A 12,888-nucleotide genomic window follows, 5' to 3' on the forward strand; every position below is an offset into this window, starting at 1 on the left:
TACTTGGAACCATAGGCTATAATGCGCTTCACGGTTGAACTCCATTCACTTCTTTAGTTCTGATGATCTACTAGAACGGCAATTGTCAAAAAAAGAACAGAGTCTGTAAAAGAAGTGCATCCGCTGCGGGTGCACTTTTTGCCGCTTCCGGGGAATGGTCAAAAAAAGGAAATGTTCCGTAAAAAACAGCCATTTCGATACCGTCCGCCTTCGCCTACTATTGGAGGTGCAGCAGATGCAGCATATCCTAAATGGAAGTTGGGGGTAATTCTAGTGAAGAAAAAAAGCTTAGCAACCGTATTGTCCATCCTGCTTGCAGCGGCCACCTTGACCGCTTGCGGCAGTGGCAACGGCAACAGCAACAGCAATACATCGGCTTCACCACCGGCAGAGGCAACGGATGCCGCAGCGGCCACCCAGGCGGCAAGCGGAGAGAAGGTCCAGCTGACCTACGCGATCTGGGATTCCAATCAGGAGAAGGGTCTGCGGACCATTGCCGATGAATTCGAGAGCAAGAACCCGGACATCAAGGTCGATATTGAGGTGACCGGCTGGTCCGATTATTGGACGATGCTGGAAGCGGGAGCCACCGGCGGCTCGCTGCCGGATGTCTTCTGGATGCATTCCAATGAGATCTACCGCTATGCGAATAACGGCATGCTGCTTGACCTGACAGACCGCATCAGTAAGAGCGAGGACGTCAAGCTGGAGAATTACCCGGAAGGACTGAACCAGATCTATAATCTGGGAGGCAAGCAATATGCGGTTCCGAAGGATTTCGACACCATCGGGCTGTGGTACAACAAGACGCTGTTTGACCAGGCGGGTGTGAAATACCCGGATGAGAACTGGACCTGGGATGATCTTCACAGCGCCGCGAAAGCGCTCACGAAGGATGGGGTATACGGCTTCCTCGCGCCGATGCACAACCAGGAGGGGTATTACAACTTCGTCTATCAGAATGGCGGCACCATTATTACAGCGGACAAGAAGTCAGGCTATGATGATCCGAAGACGATCGAAGCCCTGGATTTCTATATAAGCTTCGTACGTGACGGACTGTCCCCTGAGGTGTACGGAGATGCCGAGCGTGCCGATCTGCTGAAGAACGGCAAGGCGGCGATGGGCCTGTTCGGTTCATGGAACCTGAGCGGGTTCACAGAGAACGAATTCATGGCGAAGAATTTCGATGTGGCCGTCCTGCCCAAGAAGGCTGTGCAGGCCTCCATCTACAATGGTCTGGGCAATGCGATTGACGCCAAGACGAAGCATCCGGAGGAAGCGTGGAAGTTCGTGGAATACTTAAGCTCCAAGACCGGCCAGGAGCGCCAGGCGGAGCTGGGCGTTGCCATCTCGGCGTACAAAGGCGCGGCTGACAAGTGGGTGGATTCGAACAAGACCTTCAACATCAAGGCATTCGTTGACATGGTCAGCTATGGCGTAATCCGTCCGTATTCCAATACAACGGCTGTCTGGGAAGACAAGGCTTATGAAGCGCTGAAGCCGGCGTTCTCCGGCAAGGTGTCCGTAGAGGAAGCAGCCCGTAATGCAGCGAAGGTGATGAATGAGAGTCTGGCGGAAGAGAAATAAGCAAGAGTCATATGCCTGCGGCAGCCTCAGGGCTGCCGCAAGTTTGATAGGAGAGGGAAGCAGATGAATCATACCGTCAAGAGGAAAATTGGAGCCAAAACCTGGAATGAATGGTCCTGGGGCTGGTTCCTGATTGCGCCAACGATGATCGGCCTTATCGTCCTCAACTTCATTCCAATAGTGCAGACCGCTTACCTTAGCTTCTTCAAGAGCGGAGATTTCGGCAAAGGCAATATCTACATCGGATGGGAGAATTACCGCAAGCTGATTCATGATCCCCAGGTATGGCATGCTGTTGGCAATACACTGCTCTACACCTTGCTGGTCGTTCCTGTCAGCATTGCCATCGCCATGCTGGTGGCCGTCCTGCTGAACGGCAAGCTCGCGGGCCGCTCGCTGTACCGCACGATCTATTTCATCCCGATGGTCGCCGCTCCTGCGGCAGTGACCATGGTATGGCGCTGGATGTATAACCAGCACTACGGCCTCATTAATTACGGGCTATCCAAGCTGGGCCTTCCGGCTGTCAACTGGACGACGGACCCGGGGGTAGCGATCTTATCCATCGCGGTGATCGGAATCTGGAGTGTCATCGGCTATAATATGGTGCTGCTGCTCGCCGGTCTGCAGGAGATCCCGAAGGACTACTACGAGGCCTCGGATATCGACGGAGCCAGCCGGGTGCGCCAATTTTTCGTGATCACTCTGCCGCTTGTAACGCCAACACTGTTCTTTGTTGTGGTGACCACGATTATCCAGGCCATGCAAGTGTTCGATGTCATCTATATGATGATCGATGTGAGTAACCCGGCCTATGACCATACAGTATCGCTTGTGTATCTCTTCTATAATAACTCGTTCAAGTACTCGAACAAGGGTTATGGTTCAGCGATTGTAATGGTGTTGCTCGCGCTGATCATGATCATCACCTTCTTCCAGATGCGAGCGCAAAAAAAATGGGTCAACTACATGTAGGAGGCGGCACTATGGCCAAACATAAACAACTTAACCGTATCTTAGCCCACCTTGTGCTGCTCCTGGGAGCAGCCGCGATGATTCTTCCGTTCGTCTGGATGGTGCTGACCTCGTTCAAGTCGGTTACGGAGTCCACCTCGATGAATCCCTTTATCTTTGTCCCCAAGACCTGGCGGGCGGAGAATTATCTGGAGGTATGGCGGCAAAATAACTTTTTGATCCTGTACTGGAATACGTTTGCGATGATGGCTCTGCGGGTGCTGTGCGCGGTGATGTTCAGCGCGATGGCGGCGTATGCTTTTGCCAGACTAAGATTTCCGGGGCGTGACTTCTGCTTCAGTCTGGTGCTGTTCCAGATGATGGTGCCGACCCAGATCTTCATCATCCCGCAATATCTGATGGTCGATGCGCTGGGGATGCGCAATACGATCTTTGCCTTGCTGTTTCCAGGGCTGGTCAGTGCCTTCGGCACCTTCTTATTGAGACAATTCTTCATGGGCCTGCCTAAGGAGCTGGAGGAGGCGGCGAAGATCGACGGCTGCAATATCGGCCAGACCTTCGCCAGAATCATGCTCCCGCTGGTCCGCTCCGGTCTGGTGGCCCTCGGGATATTCACAGCCCTCTTCTCCTTCAAGGACCTGATGTGGCCGATGATCGTCAACACAAGCTCGGACGCGGCGACCCTCTCCTCGGCCCTGGCTAAGATTCAAAGCGCCTTCGCCGTGGACTACCCGGAGCTGATGGCGGCTTCCGTGCTGGCCATTTGGCCGATGCTGCTCATCTACATCCTGTTCCAGCGGCAATTTATCGAAGGGATTGCAACTTCGGGGGGCAAGCTCTGATTGTCCGTTGACTGCAATCTATGGAATCGGTCAGAATATAACGATAGGGCAAGAACGTTACAGAAGCGAACGGAGAATAGATTAAGGAAGGGGAAGCGTCATGAAGAAGTGGAGACCCGGTATCGGGGGCAGCATTGTTCTGCTGCTGTTCATGATTGGCGGCTGTGATACCCGGAGCAGTACAGACGCTTCCCTGCTGTCCGGCGGAGGCGGAGCGGCAGACACCCGCGAACCCGTCATCCTCCGGTACTCCAGCTATCTGCTGGATACGGCGCAAGCAGGCAAAGTGTATTTTGATGCGATTGCCGAATTCGAGAAGCTGTATCCCCATATCCAGATCGATGCAGATTTCATACAGAACAATAATTATACGGCGGGGATTAAGATCAGGCTGCTTGGCGGTGAGCCGATGGATGTATTCGATACGTGGTCGCCCAGCCTGTTCGAGGAATTCCGCGCTCTGCGGAGCGATATGTACCTGGACCTGACCGGAGCCGATTTTCTCAAGGAATTCTACCCGAACTCCCTGCTGCCGGTTACTGTGGGCGGCCGGGTATACGGAGCGCCGGAGGTCATGCACAGTGACGGGCTGCTCTACAACAAAACCTTGTTCGACTCTCTCGGGCTGGAGGTTCCGCGCACCTGGGACGAGTTCCTTGCGCTCTGCGTGAAGCTGAAGCAGGAAGGGCTTATTCCGGTGGCAATGGATGCGGAGTGGTCCACAGCCCAGTTCTTCTGGGGGTCTATCATGTCGGATAACGGGGCGGATGCCGCCTGGACGAAGAAGCTGGAGAGCGGGGAGATCCGGACCCATGATCCGGTGTTCGTGGATGCCATCCAGAAGCACTGGGAGATTATCGACCGGGGGTTCGTGCCGCCGAACTGGAAGAGCCTGAAGCATGAGCAAGCCAAGGATCTGGTCGGCACAGGCCAGGCGGCCATGATTATTACCGGAACCTGGGACATCCCCAGCATCAAGGAGCGGAATCCGGCACAGGATATCCGGTTCATGATGGTGCCGGGCAGTGTGCGGACGGTGCCGAACATCAATGTCGGCACGTACCGGGTGATCAGCTCGCGGACGGAGCATCCCGAGGAGGCCAAGCAGTTCGTGGCGTTCATGAACGGCAGGGCTACGCAGGAGAAGCTGGCCGCAGGCGCTTTGGCCGTGCCTTCGGTTATCTCGGCCCCGACGGACCGGAGCGATTCGGTCTCGTCCATTGCCGCTGCGGTAACGCGCGAGGACGCCACGCTCTATTGGCCGCATACGGTATCGACCGAGTCGCTCCAGGTGAAGATTCTGGAGGGCGTCAACCAGTATCTTGCCGGACAGCCCTTGGAGACCGCTCTGGCCAATATCCAGCAGGCGATTGATGAGGCTGCGGCCAAGCGGCGGAAATCAGAGTGACCTGAGCAGGAGATGGGAGATGCCTCTAGAATATAGTCAGGTAGGCAGTTGAAAATATAGACTGAAAGGGTAGGAGATAATGGTTAAATACAGAACGGCAGCTCCGCACGAACGCGAGGAATACATAGATTTGGCCAACCTTGCCTTCCGCTTTGATTTTGAGGTCCTGATGCCCAAGGCTTATGACAAAAGTGTAGATTCTTCCGCCATGCATAAGGTTGCTGTGGATGAGCAAGGCAGGCTGCGCGCGCTGGTGGCTGTTTTTCCAGAGTCTCTGACGGTATGTGATCATACGCTGCGCACCGGCTATCTGGGTACGGTATCTGTTCATCCGCGTGCGCGAGGCGAAGGGCATATGAAAGCGCTTATGAACCTGTGGCTTGAAGAGCTGCGGGGTACCTGTGATATGGTTGTATTATATGGACAGCGGCAGAGATATGAGTATTTCGGCTTCACGCTTGGCGGTGTCAAGTTCAAATATACCGTGGCAGAGGCCAATGTGCGCCACAGCTTAAGAGGGGTGGATGACACCGGGATCTCCTTCCGTCCGCTGTTTGAGGTTGAAGGAGGAGCAGAATTTGCGCATAACCTGAACACCTCACGGCTTGCTTATGTTGAACGCAGCTTAGAGCAATTGCCGCTGATTTTCGGTACGCTCTGTCAAAAGGCACTCGGCGTTCTGGATCAGGGCAAGCTGATCGGGTATCTGGTTGTCAACGAAGCGGGCGATGATATAGCTGAATTCGCAGTGGAGAATCCGGACGATATTCTGCGGACAATTAAGGCTTACATGGCTTACAGCAGAGCCGGGCGAATAACGTTGCACGCGCCGGAATATGACATCCCGCTGAATAAGGCTCTTGGCAGCATTGCCGAAGACTTCGTAATCGAGAATTCGGATATGTATCATATTCTGGATTTCGCCAACATCCTGAAGGCTTACCTTACGCTGAAGTACAAGACCACAGGTATTATCCCGGGAGAATTCTCCGCAGTAATGGACGGACAGCCGGTGACGGCGCGGGTGGACGGAGAGGGCGTGAGCGTCGAGCGGTCTGCCATGCCGGATGCAGTTGTCCTCAGCAAGCAGCAGGCTCAGACGCTTCTGCTTACCCAGCATGGCCGATATATGGCAGTGGATGCACCCGCAGGCTGGTTCCCGCTGCCTCTGTTCTGGTACAAGATTGATAAATACTGAGTAATCATAGTTCTGGATAATCCTAAATAAGACAATGGACAAGCCGGGAGCGGACCCTTAGAGTCTGCTTCCGGCTTATTGTTATACACCAGTCTAGAAGGACTTCCGGAATTCCGCCGGAGTCATGCCGGAGAAGTTACGGAACAGCTTGATGAAGTAGCTGACGTTGTCATAACCCAGCTGTTCCGCGATCTCCACGATGGTCAGGTTCGTCTGATTCAGGAGATCGCGGGCCTGTTCCATTTTCATTCTGGTCACGTACTCGATGAAGGTCAGCCCGGTCTCCAGACGGAATAACCGGCTGAAATGGGTGGGGTTCAGGCCCAGACGCTTCGCCATCTCCTCCATGCCAACCTTCTCGCTGATATGATTCATTACATACCGTTTGGCTTCGGCTATTTCTTTGCGGACATTCTGCTTCCACATGGAGCTTAGCATGAGTATTTTATCCTTCAGGAATTCCTCCAGCCATTCCATGAGCTGCTCCAGCGTTTCGAATTCCTGGATTGAGCGCTGGTGCCGCTCACTGTTGAAGTTGCTGACGAAGTTCTGCATGACGACATATTTCAATTCCAGCTCCATCACCATCTTGAGCAGCCAGCTCTTCACACTCTCCACCGGATATTTCTGGTCCCCGATATACTGCTTGATCTCCCTGACCTTGGCCGCAAGCTGCGAGCTGTCCTCCTGCTGAATGCAGTCCCTAAGCTGCTGGAGGATCTCCGAATAATGCACGAACAGGTCCTCGCCGCTGGTCTGGACAGGCGCATACTTCATAACCGCTCCCTCGGCGGTATAGAAGCGCAGGGCATGGGAATCCAGCAGCGCCTGAATCTGCTTCTTAATGTCGATCAGACTTGGAGTAGCCTCCCCGTAAAAGAAGGAAATCCCCATCCGCAGATGCAGCTTCGCCATTCTCTGGACATGCCGGAAGTTATCACGGAACTCCTCATAAAGATTGCGGACGAGGATATGCGGCAAAGGAATGAACAGGATGAACTGCCGTTCCGTCAGCGCGAACTGGATAATGCCGTCTATCTCCAGGAATTCCTGCAGGACATTATCCATCACGAACTGCAGGTTCACGACTCCGCCGAACCGCCTCTCCAGCTCATAGGAGCGCTCCGGGACCGCCAGTACAGGCAGATACGGGGTGCCTGTGTGCAGGCTAATGCCCATCGCTTCGGCTTGTCCGTACCACTCGGCTTCATCCCAGACCGGCTGCTCCACGAACATGCGGATGAACCGGGTCCGGATGGCGGCATGGTTCTGGCTGACCAGCTTCTCCATCTGGAGATAGTGGTTACGGGATTTCAATTTCACCTCCAGCCGGGCCACCGCCTCCGTCAATACGGCAATCACCTGATCGATCTGCAGACTCTCCTTCAATATATATTCGGCCACATTCAGTTTCACAGCCTTCTGGGCATATTCGAATTCCCCGTGGCAGGACAGGATAATCGTCTGCAGCTGAGGGTTCACCTCCCGCGCCTTCTGGATTAGCTCCAGTCCATTCATCGCCGGCATGCCGATATCCGTAAGCAGAATATCCGGCTGATGCAGCTGGCAGGCTTCCCAGGCCTGTCTGCCGTCCGAGCAGCAAGCCGATAATTCAAGGCCGAGGGTGTCCCAGGGAATCGAAGTGCTTAAATACTCCAACACCGGATAATGATCGTCTGCCAGTACTACTTTATAGGTCATGATTATCTGCTCCTATCCGCTTCACGGGCATGATTAACTGTACGGTGGTGCGCTCCCCGTGAATGCTCTCAATGTTCATCTCGAAGCGCTCCCCGTAGATTAGCTTGAGCCGCTGGTAGACGTTGATTAATCCGATGCCGCGAGCGGACTCTGCCACTGGCGTCCCGTCAGCACTCAGGGCACCTAACTCCGCATCCTTCTGCCTGATGTGCTGAAGCAGGGCTGCGAGCGTATGCTCCTCCATTCCCGTGCCGTTATCCTCGATGCTAATGGTTAGCCTGGACTGAACGAGTCCGATGGTGATGACGACCCGCCCTCCGCCCTGCAAGAACCCGTGCTTGTAAGCATTCTCAATAATGGGCTGCAGGATGAACCGCGGCACCGTCTCCAGCAGCAGCTCTTTGTCCACATGCACTGCATATTCCGTAGGATATCTCATCGTGAACCGCATTAACTCCATATACTGCTTCGTGAAATCAAGCTCACTGGCAATGGAGACGAATTCCTCCCGGCTGGAGAAGCTGGCCCGCAGCATAGCGGAGAGGGAGCCGACGATCGCAGCATTCTCCTCATCCTGCTTCATCAGCAGCTTCAGCCGGATCGAACTAAGCACATTGAATAGAAAATGAGGGTTAATCTGGGCCTGCAGCATCGCAATCTCCGCCTGGCGCTTCAATTCCTGCTCCGTCTCCACCTGCCTGAGCATCAGCTGTACCCGGTCCAACATGTTATCGAAGGAGTGCCCCAGGCTGCCGATCTCATCGGCTCCCCGGATGCCCGAGCGCACCATGAGATCCCCGTCCTCCACCCGGCGGGCCGCCTTACCCAGGACAAGCACGGGCTTGGTGAATCTCCGCAGCAGAACCGTCAGCGCGAACAAGAAGCTGACTGCAAATATCGTCTGAATAATCAGGCCGGTCCGGTTAATCCCGTTCAACCTTTCTGTTAGCTGCTCATAGGGAGCGACACTGATGAGTCTCCATCTGGCAAACTTCAGCGGCAGCGAGAGGAGGAGCTGATTCTCCCCCCTGAACTTGACGATGTCAGGGAAGACCAGCTCATCTACAGGCAGCAGATGATCAAAGCTTGTGCCTATCAGCTCCTGGTTCCGGTTCGACAGAATGTTCTCCTCTTCATCCAGCAGATACACATCCTCTTCCAGTGAAGCAAACCGTTCACGGATCGAAGCCTCACTGCGGCTGACAATCAGGTAAGCGTAGGGAGCGGCCGTCGTTTCTTCTCTTAAGGCACGCGCTGTCATGAAGATATACGGCTGCTCAGCCTGCAGGGAGGTCAGGTAATTGTCTTCTGCTCCCATAAATAAGGTGTCATACGGCGGGAGCTGCTCCAGAGTGGAGAACCAGCGCCGTTTCAGAAATTGCCGGGGATCATAATCATAGAAGGAATAATCGGAATAGGCATGTCCTTCCTTGTCCAGCAGGGTGATCCGCAGATCGATGGTGTCTCCGGCCACCTGCTCCAGGCGGCTGGTCAGGGTCCGCGCAGCTACGGGATTGGTCTTGGCATCCTCCAGCAGGGTCTTGATCTCCGGATCGAAATGGACGAAGTTCGACACCGACACCATCTCTTCGAAGATGACATCAATCTGTGACTGGACAATTCTCAGGGACTGCGTGGATTTCTCCAAGGAGTGCTCCCGGATAATCAGCTTGGAATAGACGTTGGTAATATAGAGCATCCCCAGTGCCGGAATTACGAGGCAGGCGATGGAGGTAAGGATTAGCTTTTGCCGGAAGGAGAGCTGACTGAGCCTGTGCTTTTCTTTCATTAATATCCCTCCAGTAGTAGACCTTCACAGACTTATGGTACTTGATTCTGCGGTTCGGCTCATCCAATAAATTTTTCGATTTAGAAAAAATAATGCTATACAAAGTTTTCACCACAGATAAATTCGTTGCATGTGCAATAAAAGTTGCCCTTCTATAATAAAGCTACAAACATAAAAAGAGGTGGATAAAGTGGAGGTTATTACTGAAGAGGGGACGGCAAAACGGTCCGGCAGCCCCGGGATAAGCAAGATGCGCAAGCAATCCTTTTACGACAATATTGCAGGGTATTTATTCATTGCCCCCATGCTCATTCTGACCGTAACGCTGGTAATTATTCCGATTCTTCTATCCGGTGTGATCAGCTTCTCGAACTGGAACTTTGTGTCCGGGCTGGACGGGTTCGGGTTTGTCGGTCTGGATAACTACACCCGGCTGGTGCAGGACGAGTCCTTTCACCGCTCGCTCTACAACAACCTGATCATGATTGCCGTCGTTCCGGTTGCGATGTTCCTGGCGCTGGTGCTGGCGGTGCTGATCAACAAGGCAACGTATTTCAAAACCTTTTTCAAAGTGATCTACTTCATGCCCTTCATCTCGAGCTTCGTGGCCATCGCCCTGCTCTGGAGAGTGCTCTATCACCCGAACAACGGTCCGATCAACGGCTTCCTCAGATCTATAGGGATCGAGCATCCGCCCATGTGGCTGGCTGATCCCAAGTTCGCCCTGATCTCGGTCATGATTATTATGGTGTGGACTTCACTGGGCTTCAACATGGTCATCTATCTGGCGGGCCTTCAGAATATCTCACGGGATCTGTATGAAGCCGCCGATGTGGACGGGGCCTCACCGCTCAGACAATTCTTCAGAATTACACTGCCGATGCTGTCGCCTACGTCCTTCTTCCTGCTTATCACAGGAGTTGTCGGGTCCTTCAAGGTCTTCGATCTCATTATGGTGTTAACCGGCGGCGGCCCGGCAGGCTCAACCTCAGTTATTGTCTACTATCTGTATGAGGTGGCGTTCGTCAATCTGGAGTCGGGCTATGCTTCGGCGATGGGCATTATTCTGCTGATCCTCATCCTGCTGGTGACCTTGTTTCAATGGGTCGGACAAAAGAAATGGGTCAACTACTAGGAGGTATACACATGCGATCGATCAAACTTAACCGTGTTATTGTTACCGTTTTCATGGCGGTTGCGGGTATCCTGTTCATCATGCCGTTCTTATGGATGCTCTCCGCCTCCTTCAAGCCCGAGCTGGATGTGATGAAATATCCGATAGAATGGATTCCCTCGAAATGGAATGCGGTGGAGAACTACAAGCAGGTATGGGCGGGAGCCGTGCCGTTCACACTCTATTACTGGAACACGACGAAGGTTACCCTGATGTCTACAGCGCTATCGCTGATTATTTCCGCTATGGCGGCTTACGGCTTCTCCAAAATCATTTTCAAAGGGCGGGACATCCTCTTCCTGGTTGTCCTGGCCACCTTCATGATTCCGACGCAGGCCATTCTGGTTCCGCAGTTCATTATGTACCGCTGGCTTGGATTGTTCGACAGCCATTTCGGGCTGGTGCTGCTTGCCGCCTCCGGCGTGCTGGGAACCTTCCTGCTGAGGCAGTTCTTCCTGGGAATCCATGATGAAATTATTGAATCGGCGCGGATTGATGCAGCGGGCCACTGGACGATCTTCATGCGGATTGCCATGCCACTGGTGCAGCCAGCCCTTGCTACCTATATGATTCTCCGCTTTATCTGGACCTGGAATGATTACCAGAATCCGCTGATCTTCCTTCGTTCCGATTCATTGTTTACCCTGCAGCTGGGCATCCGGAAATTCGCTGATTTCAGCGGCGAGTTCTACTCCTTAATGATGGCAGGTGCCGTATCAGCCATTCTGCCATTGTTAATTATTTTCATGATTGGCCAGAAGCAGGTGATTGAGGGAGTTGCGATGGGCAGTGTCAAAGGCTAGACTAATTACATTACAGGGGGCCAAATCATGTCAAAAGTAAAACGCAATCTATTCATCGCTATACCGCTGTTATCCCTGCTGGTATCCGGTTGCGGAGGGGCCGGCAATGCAGAGAAGGAGCCGGCGGCAACGGGTGCCGGAACAGATGCAGAACAAGCGGTAACCATTAAGCTTAGCAACTGGTATGCCAAAAAAATGGACAACTGGGATATCGTCATTGCCGAGTTCGAGAAGCAGCATCCGAACATTAAGGTGGAATTTGCCTCTGCGGAGGATAACAACTCCAACGAGTATTATAAGAAGCTGGACCTTGCGGTGGCCGGCGGCGATGATCTGGATATCCTCATGTTCAGTAACATGACCTTCCTGTCCCAGCGTGCAGGCCTGGGGATGATTGAGCCGCTGGATGATTATCTGGCCAAGGGCAGCATTAATTTCAAGGACGAATATACATCCGATACCAGTATTGACGGCAAGGTCTATGGACTGCCCGGCAAGTCCTCCCAGGGTCTTGTGATTATTAACGAGGATCATCTGAAGGAGGCGGGACTTGAGCTGCCTAAGGACTGGACCTGGGATCAGTACATGGATTACGCTAAGGCGATGTCGAAAAAGAATGGCGATAAGACCCGGTACGGCACCTACTTCCACAGTTGGATTCAATATGGATATGTGGCGCAGAACTTCGGCCAGCCGGTGAATGCCAATCTGACTACCGATGACGGCAAGACCGCCAATATCGACAATCCGTTCATGCGCAAGTCGCTTGAGCTGCGGCTTCGGGGAGAAGCGGAAGGCTCCGCAACCCCGTATTCCGAGGTGGTCAGCCAGAAGCTGAACTACAGACCGCAATATTTCAACCAGGACACCAGTATGCTTGTTACGGGGACCTTCCTGATCCCGGAGACTGGCGGAACGGATACCATTCCAGCTACCTTCAAGACCGTGTTCGCTCCGCTGCCTAAGATGAAAGCGGAAGATCCAATGTCATCGAACGTGAGCGGGGATGTCCTGAGCATCTACAGCAAGTCCAAGCATAAAGACGAAGCCTACACCTTCATCCGCTGGTTCTCCACCGAAGGGATTGTACTGCAAGGCAAGAATATCCCGTCCTGGAAAAAAGCTGATCTGAATGATGTGGTGGACCGGATCATCGCAGGCAGCAAGACCCCGGAAATGATCGACAAAGCTTCCCTGCTCTATGTTCTGGAGAATACCAAATCTACTACTGCAGCTACGGCAGTACCTTATCACGCTGAGCTGGAGAAGGTGCTGCTGGAGGAGTTCGACAAAATGATGCTGTCCGGTCAAAGTATTGATGATACGATTCAGCATGCACAAACCAAGATTCAGAAGATTATTGATTCCAAATCCTAAGAAGCAGATATCACAGATTAGATAGGAGTGC

The 12,888-nt window shown here is 53.3% G+C and carries 10 protein-coding genes; 8 read left to right on the top strand and 2 right to left on the bottom strand.

Translation table 11 applies throughout. From position 1 onward, the window contains the following. The first annotated feature begins 273 nt into the window (after positions 1-273). From MKY86_RS10710 to MKY86_RS10730, 5 genes are all read left to right on the top strand, one after another. Positions 274-1,590, top strand: a complete 1,317-nt coding sequence (locus MKY86_RS10710) for an ABC transporter substrate-binding protein (RefSeq protein ID WP_076073703.1) — start codon at positions 274-276, stop codon at positions 1,588-1,590. Positions 1,591-1,653: 63 nt separating this feature from the next. Next, entirely contained in the window at positions 1,654-2,565 is a 912-nt protein-coding gene (locus MKY86_RS10715) for a carbohydrate ABC transporter permease (RefSeq protein ID WP_076073708.1), read from the top strand. Between the two features lie 11 nt (positions 2,566-2,576). Further along, a complete protein-coding gene (locus MKY86_RS10720) occupies positions 2,577-3,407 on the top strand; it encodes a carbohydrate ABC transporter permease (protein WP_076073710.1) in 831 nt (276 codons plus the stop codon). Between the two features lie 100 nt (positions 3,408-3,507). Next, complete coding sequence (locus tag MKY86_RS10725) at positions 3,508-4,815, top strand: ABC transporter substrate-binding protein (protein ID WP_076073713.1); 1,308 nt, start codon at positions 3,508-3,510, stop codon at positions 4,813-4,815. A gap of 79 nt (positions 4,816-4,894) precedes the next feature. After that, positions 4,895-6,013 (top strand): GNAT family N-acetyltransferase, encoded by a 1,119-nt coding sequence (locus MKY86_RS10730; protein WP_076073716.1) that lies wholly within the window; start codon positions 4,895-4,897, stop codon positions 6,011-6,013. Between the two features lie 93 nt (positions 6,014-6,106). Here MKY86_RS10730 and MKY86_RS10735 read toward each other — a convergent pair whose 3' ends face one another. Both MKY86_RS10735 and MKY86_RS10740 read right to left on the bottom strand, forming a co-directional pair. Further along, positions 6,107-7,714, bottom strand: a complete 1,608-nt coding sequence (locus MKY86_RS10735) for a response regulator transcription factor (RefSeq protein ID WP_076073718.1) — start codon at positions 7,712-7,714, stop codon at positions 6,107-6,109. After that, complete coding sequence (locus MKY86_RS10740; RefSeq protein WP_076073721.1) at positions 7,704-9,503, bottom strand: sensor histidine kinase; 1,800 nt, start codon at positions 9,501-9,503, stop codon at positions 7,704-7,706. The genes MKY86_RS10735 and MKY86_RS10740 overlap by 11 nt, the downstream gene beginning before the upstream one ends. 250 nt (positions 9,504-9,753) lie before the next feature. Between MKY86_RS10740 and MKY86_RS10745 the strand changes: the two genes are divergently transcribed. The 3 genes from MKY86_RS10745 to MKY86_RS10755 are packed head-to-tail and all read left to right on the top strand — an operon-like array spanning position 9,754 to position 12,857. Further along, positions 9,754-10,638 (top strand): carbohydrate ABC transporter permease, encoded by an 885-nt coding sequence (locus MKY86_RS10745; RefSeq protein WP_083684391.1) that lies wholly within the window; start codon positions 9,754-9,756, stop codon positions 10,636-10,638. An 11-nt stretch (positions 10,639-10,649) separates the two neighbouring features. Further along, a complete protein-coding gene (locus MKY86_RS10750) occupies positions 10,650-11,480 on the top strand; it encodes a carbohydrate ABC transporter permease (protein WP_076073726.1) in 831 nt (276 codons plus the stop codon). 27 nt (positions 11,481-11,507) lie between these two features. Next, positions 11,508-12,857 (top strand): extracellular solute-binding protein, encoded by a 1,350-nt coding sequence (locus MKY86_RS10755; RefSeq protein ID WP_083684301.1) that lies wholly within the window; start codon positions 11,508-11,510, stop codon positions 12,855-12,857. Positions 12,858-12,888: the final 31 nt, after the last annotated feature.

Source organism: Paenibacillus sp. FSL R7-0333 (assembly GCF_038000365.1).
Classification (GTDB): Bacteria; Bacillota; Bacilli; order Paenibacillales; family Paenibacillaceae; genus Paenibacillus_AQ; species Paenibacillus_AQ silagei.

What these genes read in the sequence shown, in the direction of transcription:
- MKY86_RS10715 (WP_076073708.1), top strand. Translation starts at nt 1,654, where the DNA reads ATGAATCATACCGTCAAGAGGAAAATTGGAGCCAAAACCTGGAATGAA.
- MKY86_RS10720 (WP_076073710.1), top strand. Translation starts at nt 2,577, where the DNA reads ATGGCCAAACATAAACAACTTAACCGTATCTTAGCCCACCTTGTGCTG.
- MKY86_RS10725 (WP_076073713.1), top strand. Translation starts at nt 3,508, where the DNA reads ATGAAGAAGTGGAGACCCGGTATCGGGGGCAGCATTGTTCTGCTGCTG.
- MKY86_RS10730 (WP_076073716.1), top strand. Translation starts at nt 4,895, where the DNA reads ATGGTTAAATACAGAACGGCAGCTCCGCACGAACGCGAGGAATACATA.
- MKY86_RS10735 (WP_076073718.1), bottom strand. Translation starts at nt 7,714, where the DNA reads ATGACCTATAAAGTAGTACTGGCAGACGATCATTATCCGGTGTTGGAG.
- MKY86_RS10740 (WP_076073721.1), bottom strand. Translation starts at nt 9,503, where the DNA reads ATGAAAGAAAAGCACAGGCTCAGTCAGCTCTCCTTCCGGCAAAAGCTA.
- MKY86_RS10745 (WP_083684391.1), top strand. Translation starts at nt 9,754, where the DNA reads ATGCGCAAGCAATCCTTTTACGACAATATTGCAGGGTATTTATTCATT.
- MKY86_RS10750 (WP_076073726.1), top strand. Translation starts at nt 10,650, where the DNA reads ATGCGATCGATCAAACTTAACCGTGTTATTGTTACCGTTTTCATGGCG.
- MKY86_RS10755 (WP_083684301.1), top strand. Translation starts at nt 11,508, where the DNA reads ATGTCAAAAGTAAAACGCAATCTATTCATCGCTATACCGCTGTTATCC.